The following is a 25744-nucleotide window of genomic DNA, read 5'->3' as shown; positions in this document are numbered from 1 at the left end:
CTAAAACTAAAAGCCAGAAATTTAAACAGCCTCTACTTCATTGTAATCGATATTTGATCTGAATGGGCAACATACCCATTCAGATAAATTTATTTTTAACCCTTCAAAACTGAAACCAACGTCTTCCCCACCTGCGATGGTGAAGGAGAAACACGAATCCCTGCTGACTCCATAGCAGCAATCTTATCTTCTGCACCCCCTTTACCACTAGAAATAACTGCTCCAGCATGACCCATTGTCCGTCCTGGAGGTGCTGTACGACCAGCAATAAAGCCAACCATAGGCTTTTTACGACCTCTCTTTGCTTCATCTTTAAGAAATTGTGCTGCTTCTTCCTCAGCAGAACCACCAATCTCACCGATCATAACAATAGATTCGGTCTCATCATCAGCCAAAAACATTTCTAACACATCAATAAATTCTGTGCCTTTAACAGGGTCACCCCCAATACCAATCGCTGTTGTTTGCCCAAGACCTTCATGACTTGTCTGAAAAACAGCTTCATAAGTCAAAGTTCCTGACCGAGAAACAACACCAACAGAACCTTTCTTGAAAATAGACCCAGGCATAATACCGATCTTACATTCATCAGGTGTCAAAATACCTGGACAATTAGGACCAATTAAGCGCGATTTCGATTTTTCTAATTTCGCCTTAACTCTGACCATATCCATAACCGGTATACCTTCTGTAATACAGACAATTAGATCGATTTCAGCTTTAATAGCTTCTATGATAGCATCAGCAGCCCCTGCAGGAGGAACATAAATAACAGAAGCATTGGCTTCTGTTTTTTCTTTACCTTCTGCAACACTTGCAAAAATGGGAAGAGTCTCACCTTTTGCCCCTGTCCATGTTTCCCCACCTTTTTTGGGATTAATGCCACCAACCATTTGCGTTCCATAATACGCAAGTGCTTGTTCTGTATGAAACGTTCCAGTTTTTCCTGTAAGGCCTTGAACGAGAACCTTTGTATCCTTATTGATAAGAATCGACATGGTTTAAGCTCCTTTCACGGCTGCAACAATCTTCTGAGCTGCATCATCTAAATCATTGGCGGAAATCACATTCAAACCACTATCATTGATAATCGCTTTACCCTGTTCAACATTGGTCCCTTCAAGACGCACAACCAAAGGCACTTTCAAACCAACTTCCTTAACAGCAGCAATCACACCCTCAGCGATAACATCGCAACGCATAATTCCACCAAAAATGTTGACAAAAATCCCTTTAACATTCGGGTCAGCCGTAATAATTTTAAAAGCATGAGTTACTTTCTCTTTTGAAGCACTACCACCAACATCAAGGAAATTTGCTGGTTCAGCTCCATAAAGTTTAATAATATCCATTGTTGCCATGGCAAGACCTGCACCATTTACCATGCAGCCAATCATACCATCAAGAGCAATATAGGCAAGGTCATGCTTTGAAGCTTCGATTTCTTTTGGATCTTCCTCCGAAATATCACGCAACTCTAGAATATCTGGATGACGGAATAAGGCGTTGTTATCGAAAGAAACTTTTGCATCAAGAACGCGTAATCTCCCATCGTCCATGACGATAAGTGGATTGATTTCAAGAAGGCTCATATCTTTTTCACAAAAAGCCTTATAGAGAATTGGAAAGAGTTTTTCGCCATCTTCACGTGCATTACCACTCAAATTTAATTCATCACAAAGCTTTGCACAATCTGTATCAGTTACGCCTTCTGTAGGATCAATAGAAAGTGTGCATATTTTTTCCGGTGTCTCTGCAGCAACCGTTTCAATATCCATACCCCCTTCTGTCGAAACCACAAAAGCAACTCGACCTGTTGTACGATCAATTAAAAGTGAAAGATAAAGTTCCCGTTCGATATTGGCACCATCTTCAATATAAAGGCGATTAACTTGTTTACCCTCAGAACCTGTTTGCTTTGTCACCAAAGTTTTACCAAGCATTTCTTTTACATTGGCAACAACTTCTTCAACCGATTTTGCAAGCCGAACACCACCCTTTGCATCAGAATCAAGCTCTTTAAAATTTCCCTTACCACGACCACCGGCATGAATCTGACTCTTCACCACATAAAGTGGTCCAGGTAATTTTTTTGCCCATTTTTCAGCCTGTTCAACAGAATAAACAGCAACACCATTTGCAACAGGTGCGCCATATTCGTGAAGCAAACGTTTAGCCTGATATTCATGGATATTCATTCACTTTCCCTCTTCTTTTATGGATAACTAAATCAATCCTCACAACATTTAAATATTTTATTTTGATCAGCACACTCTCATTATTCTTTGAGATTAGGCGCAAAAGCACTGCAAGCTTCACAAAGTTCCTGTACTGCATTTACAGATTTTTCAAAAGCGCTTTTTTCATTATCATTAAGATCAATTTCAATGACCCGTTCAACACCACCAGCACTAATGACAACAGGAACGCCTACATACATATCTTTAATTCCATATTCACCAGAAAGATGGGCAGCAACAGGAAGAACACGCCTAGTATCTTTCAAATAAGCTTCGGCCATAGCAATAGCAGAAGAAGCAGGTGCATAAAAAGCAGAACCCGTTTTTAACAAACTCACAATTTCTGCACCACCATCACGCGTACGCTGAACAATTTGATCTATTTTTTCATGTGTCGTCCAGCCCATCTTTACAAGATCAGGTAAAGGAATACCACTCACTGTTGAATAGCGTACTAACGGTACCATTGAATCGCCATGCCCACCGAGAACAAAGGCTGTAATATCTTTAATAGAGACATTAAACTCTTGAGATAAGAAATAACGAAAACGAGCCGAATCAAGAACACCAGCCATACCGACAACTTTTTGTGCCGGCAATCCTGAAAATTTTTGCAATGCCCAAACCATCGCATCAAGAGGATTGGTAATACAGATAACAAATGCTGAAGATGCATATTTTTTAATGCCTGCACCAACCTGTTCCATAACTTTTAAATTGATACCTAAAAGATCATCACGACTCATACCAGGCTTACGTGCAACACCTGCTGTTACAATGACAACATCAGCCCCTTCTATAGCCTCATAAGCGTTAGCACCTGTTAAGTTGGTATCAAAACCATCAACTGGAGAAGATTCAGCAATATCCAGAGCCTTACCTTGTGGCAACCCTTCTGCAACATCAAACAAGACAATATCACCCAGCTCTTTAAGCCCAATCATATGCGCTAAAGTGCCACCAATCATACCCGAACCAATAAGAGCTATTTTCTTCCGTTTCATTCTTGTTCTTTCTCACTTCTACCAGATGATTAGGCGCAAATTCCTCTACGCCAAAATACTAAGCATTTCCCTTCACTCTACCCCACTTTCAATACAACTATAAAATGAGATAGTATACGATTTATCAAAGTTCCCTTATCTATTGAAATAACATAAAATTTCTCAAACAACTGTTAGAGACTTATCATATTTCACCGATAAGATGAACTTAAAAAAACACAATAAATTATACAATATTTTTAGATTCAAAGGACTATATTTAAACATTTTACGTAAAGGTAAAGAGATCGCTTTTTCCTGCAAAAAATCGTTCTGCCCAAACAGCTAGATAATCCTGGCTTTGCATTTCAAAAAGACGTGACTGTGTTCTTTGAAACTCGAAACCTTCCGTCGTTGACAAACGCCCTCTATATAAACTCTCAAGCTCTGCTGCTGCCGACATAAACAATCTTATATAGCGCTCATAAAGAACATCGATAAGCAAAATAAACCGTTTTGTTTCATTACGATGAACATCGTCGTCCATTATTGGAACATTATCGATAAAAATTGTGTGATAACGCTCTCCTAATGCTAAATATTCAGCTGCCGCCAAAGGTTTTACACAAAGATCTTGATAATCAAAACGTGCACACCCAGCACCAGAACGCATAATATGAATCAAACGCGCTTTGACAGATATATCCTCAGACCTTTCTTCTTGACCCTGCAAAATCGACATCCACGCGTTATCCATACATTGATTTGCTGATAGTCCCAACGGTGTTATATACAACATATGTTGCGGATTTGACTTTTCGAGACGATAGTCTGTTTTCGCATCAAGATTAATAACGTGCACATATGTTTTCAAAACTTGAATAAAAGGCAAAAAGAGAGAGCGATTTAAACCATTATAATAAAGGTTATCAGGTGCAACATTTGAAGTTGCCACTAAAATAACCCCTTTATCAAATAAAGTGGTTACAAGACGACCAAGAATCATGGCATCTGCAATATCCGTTACGCTAAACTCATCAAAACAAAGCACACGAGCCTCTCGCGCAAGATTTTCTGCAATAGCAAGAATGGAATCATTTTGTTTGGTTTTTGCAGATTTAAGTCCTTGACGGTGCACATTAACACGTTCATGGACATCAGCCATAAAATCATTAAAATGAACACGTTTTTTGTTGCCTTGTGGCAAACAAGAAAAAAACAAATCCATCAGCATGGTTTTACCTCGCCCTACTCCACCATAGATGTACAATCCTTGAATGTGACTTTGAACGTGGCTATCAATATTAACTTGTTTTGAAACACAGAAATATGCTTTTATCTTTTTTCTAAAACGATGCCAAAATGCTCCAAACCGGGAAGTATTTTGTGCTAAAATTTTTTGCAATAAATAATCAAAATGCTCTGTTAGGGCCAATTGAGCTGGATCGAAACTGATTTTTCCTTCAGAAACTAATTTTTTATAGCGTGTCGAAACAAAAATCATCTATCTCTATTCCCTTTTTAAACTGCTTTCAATAAGAGTAACCTTATATATACATGTGTATATATTTCTTCTTTTTATGAACGATTTAATGGTCTAACGGTTTAAAATAGCTGGCTGATTATTAAACATATACCCTTCAAAACGGCCTTCATTCAAAGAATAAAAAACAGCAACAACACGCCCAGATTCTTCATAAAAATACAATTTTTTCCCTTTAATAGCCCACGATCTTACCTCAGAAAATATTTTTGAACATGATAAAGGATGAGCACGATATCCTTGACCAAATTTCGTTTGTGGTGTTGCAACTCGGCAAACTGTATTATCTACAGAAAGATTCCATACACCAGCAATGCTTGCAGGAGATAAATTTATTGCATAACTTGGTGGTTCAAAATCTTCAAAATCCGCCATTTGTGAAAAATCGCTGGAATCTTTTTTTCTATCAACTGAAGTGAATTCCTCAAATTCAGGTAAATCAGATGTTATTATAGAATCTGACACTGTTTCAGCAGGATAAAAAGGATAAAAAATGCCTGGGGTACTGTTACTATCACTCTTAAATCGTGAGGTTGAACAACCACTCAAAATAACGATAAGTGATAATATAACGAAAGATGAAATTTTTGAGAATATCATAGACTTTTACTCTTTCCCATACCAATAAACAAGCTTATCTAAAAACGATTAAAATTCTTATATCATGAGCTACTTTTGTTTAGATACAATTAATAAAAGAAACCATGAAAATATAATTGCAAATTCTTCCTTCAAACAATAATAGCTTTTTACTACTGACTTTATCTCTATCAAATACTAGAAATTTACAAAATTTTCAGTCATAATTATACAGATCATGTGTTACTAAAATAGAGAAATCCTATGCAAATACCATTCAGCAAAATGAACGGTCTTGGAAATAAAATCATTGTCGCTGATTTGCGTAAATCTATACATAACATCACACCACAGGCAATTCAGGCTTTAGCTTCAAACCCCCAAACACATTTTGATCAAATCATGGCTATTCATCCCCCAACTCAAGATAAAGCCGATTTCCGCATCGAAATATGGAATGCCGATGGCTCAAAGGCAAAAGCTTGCGGCAACGGTACACGTTGTGTCATTGAATGGTTAGCTAATCATAATCTAGGCAATAATTTTCGATTGGAAACATGGACCGGAATTGTTGAAGGTAAACGCCAAGCTGATGGACTTATTTCTGTTGACATGGGGCGTCCATATCTCAATGCAAAAAATATGCCTGTTTCACGTGAAATCATTGATACCAATCACGTAGACATTACAGTTGGCCCCTTACAAGACGCATGTCTTGTCTCTGTTGGTAATCTCCATGCTATTTTTTTTATTGAAAGTAACATCGAAAACATACCATTAGAAAAATATGGACCAAAGCTCGAACATGATCCACTTTTTCTAGAAAGATGTAATATTTCCATCGCTCACATAACATCAAAGAAAAGTCTAACTTTACGAACGTGGGAGCGAGGAGTTGGGTTAACACAAGCATGCGGCAGCGCTGCTTGTGCAAGTGCAGTCGCTGCTTATCGCCGTGGATTAATAGAGCGCCACATTGACGTTAATCTACCAAAGGGAATACTCTCTATTCTCTATCGAGATGATGAACATATCATCATGACAGGCCCAACAGAGCATGAATTCAATGGACTTTTTAACCCTCTAACAGGAACTTATAAAAAGGATCATCTTTGATGACGGTAAAAATTGTAACATTTGGTTGCCGCCTTAATAGTTATGAATCAGAAGTTATACGACAAAAAAGCTCTTCTGCTGGCCTTGATCAACTCAAAGATGGAGCGATTATCTTTAATACCTGTGCTGTCACTTCCGAAGCTGTACGACAAGCCAAACAAGCTATCCGAAAAGCAAGACGTGAAAACCCTCATACCCGCATCATCGTTACAGGATGCGCAGCACAAACAGAAGCAGATAATTTTTCCCTTATGACGGAAGTAGATCTAATTTTAGGTAATGAAGATAAACTTCATACGCATTCTTATCGTCAGTTACCAGATTTTGGAATTAATCATGATGAAAAAATTCGTGTCAATGATATTATGGAAGTGCGCAAAAATGCTCCGCACATGATTAATTCAATAGAAGGACGCACGCGCGCCTTTGTACAAATCCAAAATGGATGCGATCATCGCTGTACATTTTGCATCATTCCTTATGGCCGCGGACCATCACGCTCAGTTCCTATGGGGGCCATTATTGAACAAATCAAACGGCTTATAGATAATGGTATTCAGGAAGTTGTTTTGACAGGTGTTGATTTGACAAGCTACGGTTCTAACTTACCTGGAAAAATAACTCTAGGAAAATTAGTTTCAACCATTTTGCGCCATGTTCCTGATTTACCACGATTGCATCTTTCCTCTATTGATTCTATCGAAGCAGACCAAGAATTGATCGATCTTTTAGCCTATGAAAAAAGAATAATGCCGCATTTACATTTATCTCTACAAGCAGGAGATAATATGATTTTAAAACGAATGAAACGTCGGCATTTACGTGAACATGCAATCCAATTTTGCCAAGATTTACGTGCTAAACGTCCCTCTATGGTTTATGGTGCTGATTTAATTGCCGGTTTTCCAACAGAAACAGAAAAAATGTTTCAAAACAGCTTAAATTTGATCAATGACTGTGGTTTAATACATCTCCATGTTTTTCCTTTTAGCCCGAGAAAAGGAACTCCTGCAGCACGTATGCCACAAGTTAACCATGAAACAATCAAAATGCGTGCAGAAAAGTTACGCAAAGCAGGTGAAAAAGCCTACCAAAAACATCTTTCTTATTTACAAAATACCAAACAAAAAATCCTTGTTGAAAGAGATGAAATTGGACGAACAGAAGATTATACTCTTACACATATTAAAGGTGCTAAAGTTGGGACAATTGTTAAAGCCCTCATTATTGACCATGATGGCAATAAATTAATTGCTACACATCTTGCATCACATGTAGCTTGAGCAGGAAAGTCCTTATGACAAAGTTTTTTATCAAAAAAATATTCTCTTTTAATAAATCTAAAAATGAAACGACAAAAAACGGTCGTCCTTCTATAAAGCTTGAAAAGGAAAAACAGAGGGAAGAGTACAGTACAAATCCCACGACGCACAGTGAGGAAATTCAGTCTTCTGAATCAAATTTTAGAAAAGTCGTCATTACAGATACAATTATAGAGAAAGAAGAAGCCCCCTTACCAACACTTCCTGTTGAACAAAAAGAGGTGGCATGGTTTGAGCGCCTTAAACACGGATTATCACGTTCTTCACGACAATTAGGCGGTTCTATTGGTGCACTTTTTACCCAAAAAAAACTCAATGCCGACACATTGCAAGAATTAGAGGACATTCTTATCCAAGCCGACCTTGGTATAGAAACAGCTTCACATATTACTGATATTTTGGCTTCTGGTCGTTATGGAAAAAACTTATCCTTAGATGATATTCATACCATTGTTGCAGATGAAATAAAAAAAGTACTTGAACCTGTTGCTATTCCGTTAGAACTTGATCTTAGTCATAAACCTCATGTTATCTTGTTTGTTGGTGTAAACGGTACTGGAAAAACCACAACTATTGGAAAATTAGCGGCTAAACTAATCTCAAATGGGTTAAAAGTTATGCTTGCTGCGGGTGATACATTTCGTGCCGCAGCAATTGAACAATTACATATCTGGGGTGAGCGTACAGGAGCTCCTGTTATCTCAACCCAATTTGGTGCAGATACCGCTAGTTTAGCCTTTGAGGCTTACGAAAAAGCAAAAAAAGCAAACAACGATATATTAATCATTGACACAGCTGGACGTTTGCAAAATAAAACTGAATTAATGGACGAATTAGCAAAAATTATTCGTGTTTTGCAGAAACATGACCCTCAAGCACCTCATACCATTCTCCAAACACTCGACGCAACAACTGGGCAAAACGCTCTTAATCAAGTCGATATTTTCCGCAATATTGCCGGTGTTAATGGTTTGGTTATGACAAAGCTTGATGGTACCGCACGAGGGGGAATTCTCGTTGCTCTTGCAGCAAAATATAAACTACCTGTTTATTTCATTGGTATAGGCGAAAATACAGAGGATCTTGAACCTTTTTCTGCCTCCGATTTTGCCCAAGCTATAATAGGAAAACACTCATGAAACACTTTCTTTTTGAACCTAATTCACAAAACACCCAAAATAATCAAAAAGCGTCTCCTTCTCCTATATTTAAATTTTTCTTTGAAATGGGACCATTGATTGTTTTTTTTCTCGCCCATTATAAGGGCGGATGGTTGATCAATAATGTTGAACTTTTCAAACACTTTGATAAACCTATTTATCCTGCCACGTTTATTTTTATGGTAGCGATTATTATTGCTCTCAGTTTATCGTGGATTATTGCACGTACCATTCCTATCATGCTCCTCATTTCAGGATTATTGATCCTCGTTTTTGGTTTTTTAACCCTTTGGCTTAATGATGATACTTTTATCAAAATGAAACCCACAATCATCAATAGTCTATTTTCTTTTATGCTTTTTGGTAGTTTATTATTTAATAAACTATTATTGCGTTACATTTTTGACTCTGCTTTTAAAATTACTGAGAAGGGATGGAAAAAACTTACCTATTGTTGGGCGTTTTTTTTCGCTTTTCTTGCTCTTTTAAATGAAGTCATTTGGCGTAATTTTAACGATGATTTCTGGGTTACATTTAAAGTGTTTGGTGTTGTGCCCATAGCAATTCTATTTATTATTGTACAATTCCCTATCATTATCAAATATTCAGACAATTCCCTGATAAAAGATGATGAATCCAATTCCTAAACACAGTATTCATCATTTCAAACGCTTTTATAAACTTCTCACAAGATGAGAATGTATAGCGATTGAACAGTTGATTTATCAAAAAGATAATTTATATATTCATTCATGATAAAAAAGTTTATTACAGCTGCATCTAATGCACTTTGAATAAAATCTTTTAAAGTGCATTAAAATTGTGATGAAATGAATGCTCTTTTTATGAACTATTGAAACACAAATCAAAAACTTCAGAAAGCTATATTTTTTTATATAGCCTTATGTAGAAAACCTTTTATATTTTTGGAGAAAAAGCGCTTTATAGAAAAGCTTTGTAACAAAAAATAAAATGAATAAGAGTTTTTTCCCCCCTACAAAAAAGAGGAGATTATTTTTAGCTATGTTTAAAATTACATTGCATGTGTTTTTTATTTTGCTTTTTCCTTTTGCAACTTACGCTCAAGAAACAATAAAAAATGAGCCAGACGGTCACTTCATTCTGACACCTATCAACAACCCAAAGATCGTAGCCAATTATCCTTTAACTGAAAATTTTCTTGAAAAAATGGAAAAAACCAAACAAAAAATTGTCAGTTTACCTCCAGAACTACAAACATCTCACACTGAAAATGACCATAGCATTGAAGGACTTATTACTTTTATATCTAGTCGACCATATTTAAAAGAAATTTTAGACGATAATGGTCTTACTCCCAAAGACTATGTTGTAGGTTTTATGGCGCTGCAAAAAACATTGATAGCAGTCACTGCACTCGAAGATAAAGATGCTTTTTTTGACGAAACAACTACCGTATCTCAAGATAACTTAAAGTTTGGTCAGAAACATATTAACAGAATTCGTGCTTTTTTAGATTATTGATTAATCTTGCAAACGTCGACAAATATCGTCTAACTGCTCTAACGAAGAATAGTGAATTTTTAAATCTCCGCCTTTTTTTCTATGTTGAATAACAACTTTCATTCCAATAATATCGGAAAGTAATTTTTCTAAAAATTCTGTTTCTTTGTCTTTTTCTTTTACAATCTTCTTTTTATTTTCAGAGTTCATTCTTTCATTAGCAAGCATTTCTGCCTGACGTACAGAAAGACCTTCACGAATAATCTTATCAGCTAAATCCCGTGGATTATCAACTGTGATAAGACAACGTGCATGACCTGCTGAAAGTTGACCTTCTATCACAAATTGTTGCACTTCAGGTGGAAGTTTTAATAAGCGGAGAGTATTTGCAATATGGCTGCGACTTTTTCCGATAATCTGCGCAAGCTCTGCTTGAGTATAACCATGCTCATTGAGCAAAAGTTCATACCCCTTTCCTTCTTCAATAGAATTAAGATCCGTACGCTGAATATTTTCAATAATAGCTAATTCTAAAGCTGTCTTATCATCCACATCGCGAACAATAACGGGCAGTTGACTTAAATCTGCTCGCTGTGCAGCACGCCATCGCCGTTCACCAGCAATCAATTCAAACCGGTTTGGATAATTACGCGAAGGCCTTACAACGATAGGCTGAATAACTCCATGTTGGCGAATTGATTGAGCTAAATCATCAAGTTCTAAATCGGTAAAATGGCGCCGTGGATTACATGGATTGGGTAAAATAAGCTCAATAGAGACAAATTTTTCAAAAGCAACCTCTGACTCAACAGACAATCCGGAAAGATCTGGTTGATATTCTGATTGATATATAGAATTACCATCTAAATTGATATCTCCAATCAACGCTGCTAACCCACGTCCCAGTCTCTTTTTTGATTGATCCTCATTCATAACTTCACTCTTCGAATTTATTTTTACAATAAATCACTTTCTCTTGTATTTTTTAAGCAGCCGCTTCTGCTTGTTTTTCACGTTGAATAACTTCTGATGCCAATCGTAAATAAGCTTGGCTCCCTGCACATTTGAGATCATAAAGCAATGCTGGCTTACCAAAAGAAGGGGCTTCAGATACACGTACATTACGCGGAATAACGGTACGATAAACTTTTTCTCCCATAAAAGAGCGTACATCTTCAACAACTTGATTTGAAAGATTATTACGTCCATCATACATCGTTAACACAATACCTTGAATTTCTAAAGACGGATTCAGAGCATACCGCACCTGTTTTACTGTTTCAAGCAACTGACTTAAACCTTCAAGTGCTAAAAATTCGCATTGCATCGGTACTAAAACAGAATCCGCAGCTCCCATAGCGTTTAATGTCAAAAGATTAAGTGAAGGAGGACAATCTATTAGAATATAGTTAAATTTTTTGGCAACTTTTTGGTCATCATAAAGTGCTTTACGCAACCGTTTAATACGATCTAATGATGAAGCAATTTCCATTTCTATACCTAAAAGATCAAGTGTAGAAGGCACAATATGTAGGTTAGGAACAACCGTTTTTAAAGCAGCCTCTGCAATTGAAACTCCAGAAACTAAGACATCATATGATGATAAAGGACGATTATTACGATCAATTCCTAGACCTGTACTCGCATTACCTTGCGGATCAATATCCATAATAAGAACATTTTTCCCAATAGCTGCTAAAGCTGTTGCGAGATTAATTGTTGTGGTTGTTTTACCGACCCCACCTTTTTGGTTTGCAACAGCGATGATCCGTGTTTCGTTCATCTTGTTTATCCTCGACATGATCGAACATGAGAAATTTCTAAAATAACAGAATTTTTATCAATTTTACTTTGATGTTTTTGTAAATTAAAGCGCCAATTGGCATAAGCATTTTCTATTTCTATAGCGTAATCCCGACCTTTTTGCAAAAGAGCAATTGTTTTTTGTTTTAACCAAGGAAATGTTAGTTGCAAAAGAGTATCTAATGAAGCTAAACCTCGCGCTGTTATAATTTCTGGCGCATTGATTTTTTGATAAATATCTTCAATTCTACAATGATGTACAGTTGCTGGAAGATTAAGTTGAGCAATAACTGTTCGTAAAAAAGCAACTTTTTTTCCATTACTTTCAACCAAATCAATGTGTCCTTTTTGTTTTTCTTTAAGAAATATAGCAATAACAATAGCGGGGAATCCTCCTCCTGAACCAAAATCACACCAGTGTAAACATTGACTGTATAAAGGATAAATCTGCGCAGAATCTAAGATATGACGTGTCCATAAAAATGGTACTGTTGCTGCAGATATTAAATTAATATGTGTGTTCCACTGAATGATAAGAGATTCAAACTGTATTAAATTTTCCATCGTTTCACGTGAAACAGAGGGCAATATATTTAAAAGCTCCTGATATTTTTGTTCTACAAAAACAACCATCAAGACAATTTTCCCTTTTCACGTCGTTGACGTTGAATATATGTAATAATTAATGATAATGCTGCTGGTGTCATACCATCAATTTTTTGAGCATCTGCTATTGAACGTGGTGATATTTTCTGAATTTTTGTTTTTAACTCATTTGAAAGACCATAAATAGCCTGAATATTAAGAGACGAGGGAATTTCTAAACGTTCATCTCTTTGAAGAGCGGCAATATCTTGTGCTTGTCTTTCTAAATAAACCGCATATTGCGCCTCAATTTCTAAAGCTTCAGCTGTTTTAGTATCAATTGAGTGTAATTGTGGCCAAAAGCCTGTAAGGCGTGCGACATTCATGTTAGGATAAGATAAAAGAGTATAAGCTGAACGCCGAATTCCATCATTATTTATTTGTAATCCATGAGCAGATGCTTCATTAGAAGTCAAAAAAAGCTTTTGGCAGATTGATCTTGCGTGATCAAGGCGTTTCTGTTTGTTTTGATAGAATGTCCAACGTTTATGACCGACAATACCCCATTCTCGTGCTAAAGGTGTTAAACGAGTATCAGCATTGTCAGCACGCAAAGATAAACGAAACTCAGCACGTGATGTAAACATTCGATAAGGTTCACAAACTCCACGTAAAATTAAATCATCTATCATCACACCAATATAAGCCGTAGAGCGACTTAAGATAATTTCGTCTAATCCCCCAACTTGGCGTGCAGCATTCAATCCAGCTAAAAGGCCTTGTGCTGCAGCTTCTTCATATCCCGTTGTACCATTAATTTGGCCAGCTAAAAATAATCCTGGTAAAGATCGTAATTCTAGAGTCTTGCTAAGATGTTGTGGATTAATAAAATCATATTCAATAGCATAACCGGGCTGTAAAACAGTAACATTTTCTAGCCCTTCTATCGTTTTTAATAAAGAAATTTGTACATCCTCAGGAAGAGAAGTCGATACACCATTAGGGTAAATAACATCATCTTCTAACCCTTCTGGTTCTAAGAAAATTTGATGTCCATCACGTTCACCAAATTTAATAATTTTATCTTCAATTGAAGGACAATAACGAGGCCCAACTCCTTCAATAGCTCCAGAATATAAAGCAGAGCGGTGAATATTTTCACTAATAATGTGATGTGTTTGTGCATTTGTACGTGTTATTGCACATTCAATTTGAGGTTGTTTAATTTTTTCTGTTAACAAAGAAAAAGGAACCGGATCTTCATCAGCTTGTTGTTTAGGAAGAATATCCCAACGAATTGTTTTTTTACTAAGACGTGCAGGAGTTCCTGTTTTTAATCGTCCAAAACTGATTCCATAATTTTTTAAACGTCCAGCAAGTTGCGTACTTGCCTGTTCACCTATACGTCCAGCAGGCCACGTTTTATTACCTATGTGAATAAGACCATTTAAGAAAGTACCTGTTGTTAAAACGACAGCACCAGAAAAAATATTTCCCTGATTTTTTAAAAGAACACCTGAAACACGATTATTTTTAACAATTATATCAACAACTTCATCTTCAATGAGAAATAAATTATCCTGCTGTCGTAAAAGCTTTTGAATTGCTTTTTTGTATAATTGTCGGTCAGCTTGTGTACGTGGTCCCCTTACTGCTGGTCCTTTACGTCTATTAAGAAGCCGGAATTGTATTCCTGCAAAATCTGCAGCTCGCCCCATTAAACCATCTAAAGCGTCTATCTCGCGAACTAAATGTCCTTTTCCAAGTCCACCAATAGCTGGATTACAAGACATTGTTCCAAAGTCTGATAAGCGATATGTAACGAGTGCAGTCTGTGCTCCAGTGCGTGCAGAAGCTGAAGCAGCTTCACAGCCAGCATGACCTCCTCCAACAATAATGACGTCATATGATTGCATTTGTTTCATTCCATAGAGAATCACCCGTAAAGTTTCACGTGAAACAGAATCTTAAAATACATGATCTTATAAATCTGTCTATGAAATAATTAATTTTTCACGCAAATCATTATTTACCAATACAAAATTGTGAAAAAATAATATCAAGCAAATCCTCAACATCAATATCGCCCGTAATTCGTCCAAGAGCATCACTAGCACGACGAAGATGCTCGGCACGTAAACTTAAATCAAGAAAAGTATAATTTATTGAAGCATCAATTTCTTTAACGGCCTCTTTTAATAACTGAATCTGCCTTTTTCGTGCTGGAAAAATATTTCCAATCTTAGCAATACGATGCAAACAAAAAGATTCTATTTTTTTTATAAAATAATCAAAATTTAAACCATTTAATGCTGAAAATTGTATGGGCCAACGCGTTTTATCACCTTCACAAATATCAAGTTTATTACCAACACGCCATATTTCAGCTGATGTATTTGGTAAAAAAATTTCTTGAGGATTTTTCATATCATCAACCAAAATCACAAGATCAGCATCCATAACATGTTGTTTTGCAATATCTATTCCTAATTGTTCAACTTTGTTTTCTGTCTCCCTGAAACCAGCAGTATCCGTTACTAAAACAGGTAAACCACCAAGTACCAATCTGACTTCTAAAGCGTCACGCGTTGTCCCTTCTTCTTCTGTCACAATGGCTATAGGTTTTCCTGCAAGACGGTTAATAATGCTCGATTTTCCAGAATTTGGAACTCCTACAATAACGATTTTTATTCCATCACGTAAAATATTTGCACGTTCTCCTTCAGCTATATGTTCACAAAGTGAATAGCTGAGCTCTTGCATATTTTGCCAAACTTTATCAGAAGAAAAATTAGAAACATCCGCTTCATCAGAAAAATCAAGTTCTGCTTCAATTAAAGCGCGTGCTGTTATAAGTTTATTGCGCCAATTACGATAAAGTTCTGTTAAATGACCATTTGCACCCATAACAGCTAAACGTCGCTGGCTTTCTGTCTCTGCTTCTATTAAATCAGCAAGACCTTCCGCTTGGATAAGATCTATTTTTCCCTCAATAAAAGCTCGACGTGAAAATTCTCCTGCTTCCGCAAGACGACATCCAGAAAATGTAGATAATTCATCAAGAAAGCGATTAACAACGGCTTTTCCTCCATGCAAATGAAATTCTGCACAATCCTCTCCTGTAAAACTATGAGGACGAGGAAAAAAAACAGTTAAGGCGGAATCCAAAAAACTACCATCACGTGCAATCAAATCCCCGTAATGCATAAAACGCGCCTTAGGCAAACAACCACAAAGCGTTTTTACAATATCAATAACACGAGGACCAGAAATCCGTATGACTGCGACGCCTGAAGGCAACAATCCACTTGAAACAGCAAAGATTGTATTCACAGGATTAATCCTAATTTTAAAATAAATATTTTTAAGTATTCATTGAGTCAAAAAATTCACTATTATTTTTTGTATGCTTCAATTTATCAATCAAAAATTCCATTGCATCCGTTACATTCATAGGAGCTAAAATACGACGAAGTATGAAAATTTTATGCAAATCTTGACGTACTACTAAAAGATCTTCTTTGCGCGTTCCTGACTTTAAAACATCTATAGCTGGGAAAATACGTTTATCAGAAACTTTACGATCAAGAACAATTTCCGAATTCCCTGTTCCTTTGAATTCTTCAAAAATAACCTCATCCATACGGCTACCCGTATCAATAAGAGCTGTAGCAATAATAGTTAAAGACCCACCTTCTTCAATATTACGTGCTGCACCAAAAAAACGTTTTGGACGTTGCAAAGCATTGGCATCAACACCACCTGTCAAAACCTTTCCTGATGAAGGAATAACAGTGTTATATGCTCGCCCAAGACGGGTAATTGAATCAAGGAGAATGACAACATCACGCCCATATTCAACCAAGCGTTTAGCTTTTTCAATAACCATTTCAGCTACACGCACATGACGTACTGCCGGTTCATCAAAGGTAGAAGAAACCACTTCTCCTTTCACAGAACGTTGCATATCTGTAACTTCTTCTGGACGCTCATCAATCAAAAGAACAATAAGATAACATTCAGGGTGATTAGTTGTAATAGAATGAGCTATATTTTGTAATAAAACTGTTTTTCCTGTCCGAGGAGGGGCTACAATTAACCCTCTCTGACCTTTTCCTAATGGAGATATTAAATCAACAATTCGTGATGACATATCCTTTTCCATAGGATCTTGAATTTCCATTCGGAAAGGTTCATTTGGATAAAGAGGTGTAAGATTATCAAAATGAATTTTATAACGAATTTTTTCAGGATCTTCAAAATTTATTTTATTCACTTTAAGAAGAGCAAAATAACGTTCTCCTTCTTTTGGACCGCGTATAGGGCCTTCAACAGTATCCCCTGTTTTTAGAGAAAAAGATTGAATTTGTGAGGGTAAAATATAAATATCATCAGGTCCTGGAAGATAATTAGCATCAGCAGATCGTAAAAATCCAAACCCATCTTGTAAAACTTCAACAACACCCTCTCCAATAATTTCTACGTCTTGCAAAGCGAGCTTTTTCAAAATGGCAAACATCAATTCTTGTTTACGCATTAGTGAAGCATTCTCAACTTCCAATGTTTCAGCAAAAGAGATAAGTTCAACAGGGCTTTTACTTTTAAGTTCTTGTAGTTTCATTTCTTGCATGAAATGTTCTCTTTTAAATTTAGAATAGGAAATTATTTTCGAAAAGATTTAACTATTTTAGGAAAATTAGAGAATGAACACTCTCTTGAGAAAAAAACATCATACACTTAACTTTCCTAAACTGCAAGAGTTACTCTTATACCTTAATTTTTTTTATGTAATCTTAGAAATTACATAAAATAACTAATTTATTTCACAAGATAAAAATTTAGAAGAGATAACCTGTCTGTTTCCTACATAATTGCAAATTAATATCTTTTTCCCATCAAAGATTATTTATTCAATAGGATCTTCATTTTCAAAACTTCTGTAAAAAATATATTTTAAAAGGAAGAGATGATTATTTTTATTTAAAACTGTGTTTAATGTGAATTATTATTTATAGTCTATTTATCCTCAATTTTGTTAAAAAAAATAAATAATAAAAATAAATAATAAAAATATGTTAGAAATATTATCCCCACTCTTTATTGGTAAAAGAGATTTGTTTATTATAGTTCTTAAATTTGTGCATAATGGTGAAAAATTTTCTCTAAATTTTTATTTTTCAAAAGGCTTTAAAGTTATATACACATCTATTAACAAGACGTTAAAGTTTATATGAAAAAAGAAAAAAACTTCTTTCATTTACATATGGTTTCTGATGCAACAGGAGAAACGTTAATATCTGCTGGAAAAGCTGTAGCCTCGCAATATTCAACAATTCAGCCAATAGAACATATTTATCCAATGATTCGCAATAAAACACAGTTGCAGCGAGTTATTGATGAAATTAAAAGAGAACCGGGAATTGTTCTTTACACAATCATTAATCAAGAAATTAAACAGCTTCTTAGTAGAGAATGCACAAAAATAGGAGTTCCCTGCGCTGCTGTTCTCGATCCAGTTTTGAATGTTTTTCAGTCTTATCTTGGAACACCAAAAAACTTACGCGTTAGTGCACAGCATGATCTTAGTACAGATTATTTTCGTCGGATTGAAGCATTGGATTTCACAATAGAACATGACGATGGACAATATCCAGATGACTTATTTAATGCGGATGTTATTCTTGTAGGAATTTCAAGAACTTCTAAAACTCCAACCAGTATTTATTTGGCAAATCGCGGAATAAAAACTGCCAATGTGCCTCTTATTCCAGGAATTGATTTACCAAAGGCTCTTTTGGAAGGAAAAAATTCCCTGATTATTGGTTTAATTGCTTCAGCTGAACGGATTTCACATGTTCGTAAAAATAGAGAATTAGGAAAGGATGTTTCTATTGAAAGCTACACTGATCGTGTCAACATAGCTGAAGAATTAACTTATGCAAAACGTATTTGTGAACGTTTTGGTTGGCCGATCATTGATGTTTCAAGGCGCTCTATTGAAGAAACTGCAGCTGCAGTTTTTGAGCTTTTGTCACGATTTCGTGAAGGAAAATAAGAAAAGTTATATGAAAAAAAATACGTTAATTTTAGCATCTCGCAGTTTTCATCGTGCACAACTATTAAAAAATGCCGGTTTGAATTTTTCCGTTGAAGGAGCTTCTTTTGATGAACGAGAAATAGAAAAAAAAATAGGAACTAAAACTCCAAAAAAACTTAGCCGTTTTCTTGCAATTGCTAAGGCAAAAAATGTTTCTGGTCGCTTTCCTAATGCATTTATTATTGGTTGTGATCAGGTTCTTGATTTAGAAGGTCAAGTTTTTCATAAAGTTACAAATGTGGAAGAAGCACATCAACGTTTGCGTAGTTTATCAGGAAAAACACATTCTCTTCATAGTGCAGTAGCTTTAGTCCAAAATAGCCAAGAAATTTGGTCTGAAGTTTTTAGCGCTCACATGACAATGCGTTCCCTTTCATTAGAATTTATTGAGCGTTATTTAGAGAATGTGGGAATGGATGTACTCAAGAGTGTAGGGATATATCAGATAGAAGGGAAAGGAATTCATCTTTTTGAAAAAATAGAAGGAAGTTATTTCACTATTATTGGCTTACCCTTATTACCTTTGTTAGCTAAATTACGTCATTTTGGGGTTATTGATGGTTGATTTTACAGTAAATCACAAAAAAATATGTTCACGTGCTTTTGTTGTTGGTTATCCTATTCATCATTCAAAATCACCAAAAATTCATGAGTTTTGGCTTAAATACTATGGTTTACATGGGGAATATGTTTCAGAAGAAGTAACAGTTAGAGAATTTAGAAATTTTATTGCATCAATAAAAAAAAAAATTTTGGGAGGTAATGTTACTTCACCACATAAACAAGAAGCTTTTCGTTTAGCAGATTATAAAGATGGAATAGCAACAGCTATTGGTTCTGCGAATACATTGTGGCTTGAAGGGAAAAAACTTCTTGCTACAAATAGTGATGCTTATGGTTTTAATGCTAATCTTGATGATTTTGTTCCTGGTTGGGCTGGAGAAACGGCTCTTGTTTTTGGTGCTGGGGGTACAGCGCGTGCTATTCTCTACGCTTTAAAAAAACGAAAATTTGAACGTATTTTTTTGCTTAATCGTACAAAAAAAAACGCAGATAATTTAGCTGAATATTTCGGAAAATCTATAAAAGTCTATGATTGGTATCGCTTTTGTGAAATAGCTTGTCATGCAGATTTAATTGTGAATACGGCTTCTATGGATATGATAAATTTTAGTGAAGAAAAAAACGGCTTTTTTTTTGATTTTCATAAAGCAAAGCCAACAGCATTGGTAACAGATGTTGTCTATACTCCGTTAATTACACCTTTTTTACAACAAGCAAAAGCTCATAATTTAAAAACAGTCAACGGACTTGGTATGCTTTTACACCAGGCTGTTCCTGGTTTTGAAAGATGGTTTGGAATAAGACCATCAGTAACAAAAGAATTACGGACAGCGATTTTAGAAGATATGGGTGAAAATAGGGGATGAAAATTATAGGATTGACTGGATCAATTGCTATGGGAAAATCAACAACGGCGAGTTTTTTCAAACAAGCTGGTATTCCTGTCTTTAGTGCGGATGAAGCTGTACAACAGCTTTATAAAAGTAAGCCAACTGTGTCACTTATGGCGCGTATTTTTCCTGATGTTGTTGAAAATGGCCGGGTGAATAACCAAAAGCTTTCTAAAATTTTGGCCAAAGATCATGAAAAATTACAAATATTAGAAAAGACAATTCACCCTTTGGTACGGAAAAAAGAAAAAAAATTTATTGAGAAAGCACGCCAACAAGGAAAAAAATTAGTTGTGCTTGATATTCCACTTCTTTTTGAAACAAAAAGCGAAAGTCGAGTGGATAGTGTGGTTGTTGTTTCTGCACCACCAGAAATACAAAAGAAACGCGCAATGAGCCGTCCGAATATGAGTGAGGAGAAATTTACAATTCTCAATACTCGACAAATATCTGATGAAAAAAAACAAGAGCGTGCTGATTTTGTCATTGATACAGGAAAAGATTTAGAAAATACACGCAAACAAGTTTTGCATGTGATAAAAAAATTATCAAAAGACCTTTCTTTAAAGAATTAAAGCAATGCGTGAAATTATTTTTGATACTGAAACAACAGGTTTAGATAAAGATAACGACCGTATTATTGAAATAGGTTGTGTGGAGATGGTTGATCGTTATCTTACAGGACGCCAATTCCATGTTTATTTGAATCCGCAAGGGGTTATTATTCCTGACGAAGTTGTCGCAATTCACGGATTGACCAATGAGCGTTTAAAGGATGAAAAAAAATTTGATGATATTGCTGATGAGCTTTTAGAATTTATAGATGGAGCAATGATGATTGCTCATAATGCAAATTTTGATATTAGCTTTCTTAATGCAGAATTAAAACGAGTAAATAAGCCACTGATCAGCATTGATAATGTCATTGACACATTAGCTATGGCGCGGCGAAAATTTCCTATGGGACCTAATTCTCTTGATGTTTTATGTAAACGTTTTGGAATCGATAAGAGCCACCGTGTTCTTCATGGTGCTCTTCTTGATGCAGAAATTCTTGCTGATGTCTATATTGAATTAATTGGAGGAAAACAAGGAACATTAGGATTTTATAATAATGATAGTCGTCATTTAAGCGCTGAAAATGACAGCAATACTCCCTATGTCGTTAAAATTCGCCCACAGGCTCTACCTCTAAGGTTAAGTGAACAAGAAAAAATTATGCACGCTGATCTGGTCAACCAAATAGGCGAAAAAGCTTTATGGAATCAGTTCAAAATCCTTTAAGAATAATGTAAAGTTTCTTTTGAAAAATTGCTAAAATCCCTAAAATTGGTCGTTGTGGGGAGGGGGACACCACAACGACCTAACCGTTACACTGTACCTTCCGCTATTATAGAAGGAATAAATTAAAGCAATCGCATCCTATAATAGCAAAGAAGAGCTCTCGGTACTGACTCTAAACCGTAACGATATGGTATCTTATAAAAACAAAAAAATGGCTTTTCAGAGGCAGTTTAATAAATTTTTGATAATATCAAAAAAAATATAAAGTTGAACCTGCTTTAGGTTTAAAGGGAGAAATGTAACGATTATGAAAATAAATGATCACCTTTTTTTGGTTGATGGATCAGGCTACATTTTTCGTGCTTATTATGCTCTTCCATCCTTAAAGCGCAAAAAAGATGGACTTCCTGTGGGAGCTGTCTCTGGCTTTTGTAATATGCTATGGAAATTACTCTGTGATGCCCGTAACAGCGCTGTTGGTCTCACTCCGACACATTTTGCTGTTATTTTTGATCATTCATCTCATACGTTTCGTAAGCAAATTTATCCTGAATATAAAGCTAATAGGGTAACGCCTCCTGAAGATCTTATTCCTCAATTCTCTTTGATAAGGCAAGCTACCAAGGCTTTTAATGTGCCTTGTATCGAAAAAGAAGGGTTTGAAGCTGATGATTTAATTGCGACTTATGCACATTTAGCAACTCAAGTTGGTGCAAAGACAACCATTATTTCTTCTGATAAGGATTTAATGCAATTGGTGAATACACATGTGTCCCTATATGATGGGATGAAAGATAAACATATAGGGGTTGCTGAGGTTGTAGAAAAATGGGGTGTAACGCCTGACAAGATGGTCGACTTACAAGCTTTGACTGGGGATCCAGTCGATAATATACCAGGTATACCAGGTATTGGTCCCAAAACTGCGGCTCAATTATTGAATCAATTTGGGTCTCTCGACCTTTTATTGCAACATGTATCAGAAATTAAGCAAACGAAACGACGTGAAAATATTCAAACTCACAGTAAGCAAACAGAAATTTCCCGTGCATTGGTCAAGCTAAAAACAGATGTTCCTATAGACAGTGATTTAGATAGTTTTACTTTGGAACCACAAGATGGTCCACGCTTGATTGCTTTTCTGAAAGCTATGGAATTTACAACACTAACTCGTCGTGTTGCAGAGGATACCGAGTGTGATGCAATGATTATCGAGGTGTGTGATGTAGAGACTGAGTGGACAGAGACTGTTCATGGACCTGATCTAGATATTCAAAAAACTGACGTAGTGCTACCTCAGACTTCTTCTGAAAATTGCCCACAATTTTTGGCGCAAAAACGTAAAGAACAAGCTTTCACCCAAGTTATTACAAGAGATGCTTATGAAACTCTTCTTGATGAAGATATTTTGAAAAAGTGGTTATTGGAAGCAGAAGAACAAGGCTATTTTTCTTTTGATACGGAAACAACGTCTCTTGATCCTATGCAAGCCAAACTTGTCGGTTTTTCATTGGCATTACAGCCTAATAAAGCTGTCTATATACCCTTGGAGCATATTGAAGGAGGAAACAATCTTTTTGGAGGAGGACGTATTGTTGGGCAAATTGAAACACAGAGGGCTTTGGCGCTTTTAAAGCCAATATTAGAAAATCAAGCCGTGCTCAAAATTAGTCAGAACATGAAATATGACTGGTTGGTTATGAGGCAATATGGTATTATGATACGTTCTTTTGATGATACAATGCTTTTGTCCTATGTTTTAGATGCCGGAACATCGACACATGGTATGGATGTTTTGTCTGAACGCTGGCTTGGACATACACCAATTGCGTACAAGGATTTAATGTGTGATGGGAAAAAGATTGTTTCTTTTGAACAGGTAAATTTGAAACAGGCAACTCTTTATGCAGCAGAAGATGCAGATATAACGCTACGTTTATGGCAGGTTTTGAAACCACAGCTTGTTGCACAGGGGATGACAAAGATCTATGAACGTCTTGATCGACCTTTAATAGAGGTTCTTGCAAGAATGGAAGAACGCGGCATTCTTGTTGATCGGCAGATCTTATCGCGTCTTTCAGGTGAATTAGCACAAGCTTCTCTAAGTTTAGAAGAAGAAATTTATCAGCTGGCTGGTGAACAATTTAATATTGCTTCACCAAAACAACTAGGGGATATACTTTTTAGTAAAATTGGTTTGCCTGGAGGGGCTAAAACAAAAGGTGGGCAGTGGTCAACTTCTGCACAGATCTTGGAAGAATTGGCTGCTGAGGGTTATATTTTGCCACGTAAAATTGTTAATTGGCGCCAAATTACAAAGTTAAAATCTACCTATACAGACGCTTTGCCTTCTTATATCTCGCCTAAAACAGGACGTGTTCATACAAATTATTCTCTCGCAACAACATCAACAGGGCGGTTATCATCTTCAGAGCCTAATTTACAAAATATTCCAATTCGGACTATTGAGGGGCGTAAAATTCGGACAGCTTTTATTGCTTCTGAAGGCTGTCTTCTCTTATCAGCTGACTATAGCCAGATTGAATTGCGCCTTCTTGCGCATATTGCAGATATTACTGCGTTAAAAGAAGCTTTTGCACAAGGGCAAGATATTCATGCTATGACTGCGTCCCAGATGTTTGGTGTTGCGATAGAGGGAATGTCCTCAGATGTACGTCGTCGTGCAAAGGCGATTAATTTTGGCATTATTTACGGTATATCAGCTTTTGGTTTAGCAAATCAACTCGGTATTTCTCGGGAGGAAGCAAGCCATTATATTCGTATCTATTTTGAGAGATTTCCAGGAATTCAAGATTATATGGAAGCGACGAAAATATTTGCACGTCAATATGGTTATGTAGAGACTATTTTTGGGCGTCGTATCCATTATCCAGAAATAAAAGCAAGAGATCGACAAGTCCGTGCTTTTAATGAACGTGCTGCTATCAATGCACCTATTCAAGGATCAGCAGCAGATATTATTCGCCGTGCTATGATACAAATGGAAGGTGCTTTAGAAAAAGAAAGACTATCTACTAAAATGTTGCTGCAAGTTCATGATGAACTAATTTTTGAAATGCCGAAAGCTGAAAGTGCAAAAACTAAAGCTATTGTTAAAAAAGTGATGGAAAATGCCACAATGCCAGCGTTATCTTTGTCTGTGCCGCTTGAAGTGAAGGTTAGGGTTGCTCAAAATTGGGATGAAGCGCATTAGCTTCTTTATTCATTTCATTCTTAAGAGAAGTTATTGTACTGCCAAGATCAAGATAGGCCTTAATAGGTAAATGATCCGAGGCAATACGGGCTAGAGGAGAATGATGACTTTCAACGCTTGTTATTAATTGATGAGGGAAAGCAAAAATCCTATCAAGAGCAAGAAAAGGAAAGCGAGAGGGAAAGCTTGGTACAACTCCAAATGTGGTATCAAAATAAAGAGAAAAATGATGTAATGATGATCTTTTTCCAACACGCCATTCATTAAGATCGCCAATGATGAGTGTAGGCATAAAAGGGCGTTTTTGCAGCAACGTAAGAAGCATTTTTACTTGTTTATTGCGAGAATGACGCAATAAACTAAAATGAGCGGCAATAACACGAATAGCTCCCATCTTCATTTCTAATTCTGCAATCACAGCACCACGTGGTTCAATGCCAGGTAAATTGATTTGCGAAATATCACGCACGTATCCTTGGCGTAAAAAAAGAGCATTGCCATACCAACCGTGACTATGGGGTGATTTCGTGTTTAAAGGGACTAAAGTTAGATCTGTTTCAGATTTTAGAAATTCAAGATCAATAAAACCGATACATTCCTCAAAACGCTTATCCACTTCTTGGAGAGCTAGAATATCAGCTTGTAGTTCAGCAATAACGCGCACAATACGAGTGGGATTAAAAACTTTATCAACACCTACACATTTATGAACATTGTAAGAAGCAGCTACAAGGTCGTAGTTAGTCTGATGGTCGGTTGTATTTGATTGGTAACCACAGCGTTTATGGAGTGCACTTAATAAAGGATTATAAAATTTATTCTCAATAAATTTGGTAGACCAGTTATTAGACTTTCTTGTCATTTTTTTACTGTTTTGAGTTT

23 protein-coding genes are annotated in these 25744 nt (G+C 36.1%); 11 read left to right on the top strand and 12 right to left on the bottom strand.

Translation table 11 applies throughout. The features are described from left to right. Window positions 1–95: 95 nt before the first annotated feature. The 5 genes from sucD to H710_RS01120 all read right to left on the bottom strand — a co-directional run bounded on the left by sucD (window position 96) and on the right by H710_RS01120 (window position 5366). Window positions 96–998, bottom strand: a complete 903-nt coding sequence (sucD, locus tag H710_RS01140; protein ID WP_041849026.1) for a succinate--CoA ligase subunit alpha — start codon at window positions 996–998, stop codon at window positions 96–98. A gap of 3 nt (window positions 999–1001) precedes the next feature. Beyond that, a complete protein-coding gene (gene sucC / locus H710_RS01135; RefSeq protein WP_041849025.1) occupies window positions 1002–2198 on the bottom strand; it encodes an ADP-forming succinate--CoA ligase subunit beta in 1197 nt (398 codons plus the stop codon). Between the two features lie 80 nt (window positions 2199–2278). Continuing rightward, window positions 2279–3244 (bottom strand): malate dehydrogenase, encoded by a 966-nt coding sequence (gene mdh / locus H710_RS01130; RefSeq protein ID WP_041849024.1) that lies wholly within the window; start codon window positions 3242–3244, stop codon window positions 2279–2281. 268 nt (window positions 3245–3512) lie between these two features. Next, complete coding sequence (gene zapE / locus H710_RS01125; protein WP_041849023.1) at window positions 3513–4727, bottom strand: cell division protein ZapE; 1215 nt, start codon at window positions 4725–4727, stop codon at window positions 3513–3515. Between the two features lie 93 nt (window positions 4728–4820). Further along, a complete protein-coding gene (locus tag H710_RS01120) occupies window positions 4821–5366 on the bottom strand; it encodes an AprI/Inh family metalloprotease inhibitor (protein ID WP_041849022.1) in 546 nt (181 codons plus the stop codon). Between the two features lie 243 nt (window positions 5367–5609). On the opposite strand from H710_RS01120, the gene dapF reads away from it, so the two are divergent. The 5 genes from dapF (at window position 5610) to H710_RS01095 (ending at window position 10446) form a co-directional block, all read left to right on the top strand. After that, the gene (gene dapF / locus H710_RS01115) at window positions 5610–6461 is read left to right on the top strand and encodes a diaminopimelate epimerase (RefSeq protein WP_041849021.1); all 852 of its coding nucleotides are present in this window, start codon (window positions 5610–5612) and stop codon (window positions 6459–6461) included. Then, on the top strand, window positions 6461–7744 hold the full coding sequence (gene mtaB / locus H710_RS01110) for a tRNA (N(6)-L-threonylcarbamoyladenosine(37)-C(2))-methylthiotransferase MtaB (protein WP_041849020.1): 1284 nt from the start codon (window positions 6461–6463) through the stop codon (window positions 7742–7744). The genes dapF and mtaB overlap by 1 nt, the downstream gene beginning before the upstream one ends. A 14-nt stretch (window positions 7745–7758) precedes the next feature. Then, window positions 7759–8922, top strand: coding sequence for a signal recognition particle-docking protein FtsY (gene ftsY / locus H710_RS01105; protein WP_080772744.1), 1164 nt, complete (start codon window positions 7759–7761; stop codon window positions 8920–8922). Next, window positions 8919–9590 (top strand): septation protein A, encoded by a 672-nt coding sequence (locus H710_RS01100; RefSeq protein WP_041849019.1) that lies wholly within the window; start codon window positions 8919–8921, stop codon window positions 9588–9590. The genes ftsY and H710_RS01100 overlap by 4 nt, the downstream gene beginning before the upstream one ends. A 376-nt stretch (window positions 9591–9966) precedes the next feature. Further along, window positions 9967–10446: a hypothetical protein gene (locus H710_RS01095; protein ID WP_041849018.1), complete on the top strand. Its 480-nt coding sequence runs from the start codon at window positions 9967–9969 to the stop codon at window positions 10444–10446. Here the strand turns inward: H710_RS01095 and H710_RS01090 are convergent, their stop codons facing one another. From H710_RS01090 to rho, 6 genes are all read right to left on the bottom strand, one after another. Continuing rightward, complete coding sequence (locus H710_RS01090) at window positions 10447–11358, bottom strand: ParB/RepB/Spo0J family partition protein (RefSeq protein WP_041849017.1); 912 nt, start codon at window positions 11356–11358, stop codon at window positions 10447–10449. 52 nt (window positions 11359–11410) lie between these two features. Continuing rightward, the gene (locus H710_RS01085; RefSeq protein ID WP_041849016.1) at window positions 11411–12208 is read right to left on the bottom strand and encodes a ParA family protein; all 798 of its coding nucleotides are present in this window, start codon (window positions 12206–12208) and stop codon (window positions 11411–11413) included. Window positions 12209–12213: 5 nt separating this feature from the next. Beyond that, window positions 12214–12861, bottom strand: coding sequence for a 16S rRNA (guanine(527)-N(7))-methyltransferase RsmG (gene rsmG / locus H710_RS01080; RefSeq protein WP_041849015.1), 648 nt, complete (start codon window positions 12859–12861; stop codon window positions 12214–12216). After that, complete coding sequence (gene mnmG / locus H710_RS01075; RefSeq protein ID WP_041849014.1) at window positions 12861–14729, bottom strand: tRNA uridine-5-carboxymethylaminomethyl(34) synthesis enzyme MnmG; 1869 nt, start codon at window positions 14727–14729, stop codon at window positions 12861–12863. The genes rsmG and mnmG overlap by 1 nt, the downstream gene beginning before the upstream one ends. Window positions 14730–14838: 109 nt before the next feature. Next, window positions 14839–16146, bottom strand: a complete 1308-nt coding sequence (gene mnmE / locus H710_RS01070) for a tRNA uridine-5-carboxymethylaminomethyl(34) synthesis GTPase MnmE (RefSeq protein WP_041849013.1) — start codon at window positions 16144–16146, stop codon at window positions 14839–14841. Between the two features lie 31 nt (window positions 16147–16177). Continuing rightward, window positions 16178–17443, bottom strand: a complete 1266-nt coding sequence (rho, locus tag H710_RS01065) for a transcription termination factor Rho (RefSeq protein WP_041849012.1) — start codon at window positions 17441–17443, stop codon at window positions 16178–16180. A gap of 600 nt (window positions 17444–18043) precedes the next feature. On the opposite strand from rho, the gene H710_RS01060 reads away from it, so the two are divergent. The 6 genes from H710_RS01060 (at window position 18044) to polA (ending at window position 24862) form a co-directional block, all read left to right on the top strand. Beyond that, window positions 18044–18868 (top strand): pyruvate, water dikinase regulatory protein, encoded by an 825-nt coding sequence (locus H710_RS01060; protein ID WP_041849011.1) that lies wholly within the window; start codon window positions 18044–18046, stop codon window positions 18866–18868. 10 nt (window positions 18869–18878) lie between these two features. Continuing rightward, entirely contained in the window at window positions 18879–19475 is a 597-nt protein-coding gene (locus H710_RS01055) for a Maf family nucleotide pyrophosphatase (protein ID WP_041849010.1), read from the top strand. Next, window positions 19468–20340: a shikimate dehydrogenase gene (locus H710_RS01050; protein ID WP_041849009.1), complete on the top strand. Its 873-nt coding sequence runs from the start codon at window positions 19468–19470 to the stop codon at window positions 20338–20340. The genes H710_RS01055 and H710_RS01050 overlap by 8 nt, the downstream gene beginning before the upstream one ends. After that, window positions 20337–20939, top strand: coding sequence for a dephospho-CoA kinase (coaE, locus tag H710_RS01045; RefSeq protein ID WP_041849008.1), 603 nt, complete (start codon window positions 20337–20339; stop codon window positions 20937–20939). Before H710_RS01050 ends, coaE begins: the two co-directional genes overlap by 4 nt. 4 nt (window positions 20940–20943) lie before the next feature. Then, the gene (gene dnaQ / locus H710_RS01040) at window positions 20944–21648 is read left to right on the top strand and encodes a DNA polymerase III subunit epsilon (protein ID WP_041849007.1); all 705 of its coding nucleotides are present in this window, start codon (window positions 20944–20946) and stop codon (window positions 21646–21648) included. Between the two features lie 307 nt (window positions 21649–21955). After that, entirely contained in the window at window positions 21956–24862 is a 2907-nt protein-coding gene (gene polA / locus H710_RS01035; RefSeq protein ID WP_041849006.1) for a DNA polymerase I, read from the top strand. Here the strand turns inward: polA and H710_RS01030 are convergent. Continuing rightward, complete coding sequence (locus H710_RS01030; RefSeq protein WP_041849005.1) at window positions 24828–25724, bottom strand: endonuclease/exonuclease/phosphatase family protein; 897 nt, start codon at window positions 25722–25724, stop codon at window positions 24828–24830. The genes polA and H710_RS01030 overlap by 35 nt on opposite strands. Window positions 25725–25744: the final 20 nt, after the last annotated feature.

It is taken from the genome of Bartonella bacilliformis Ver097 (assembly GCF_000709795.1).
In the GTDB taxonomy this organism is placed as follows: domain Bacteria; phylum Pseudomonadota; class Alphaproteobacteria; order Rhizobiales; family Rhizobiaceae; genus Bartonella; species Bartonella bacilliformis_A.
Note: the sequence above shows the minus strand (reverse complement) of the source record. Positions and strands in the feature narration are given on the sequence as shown.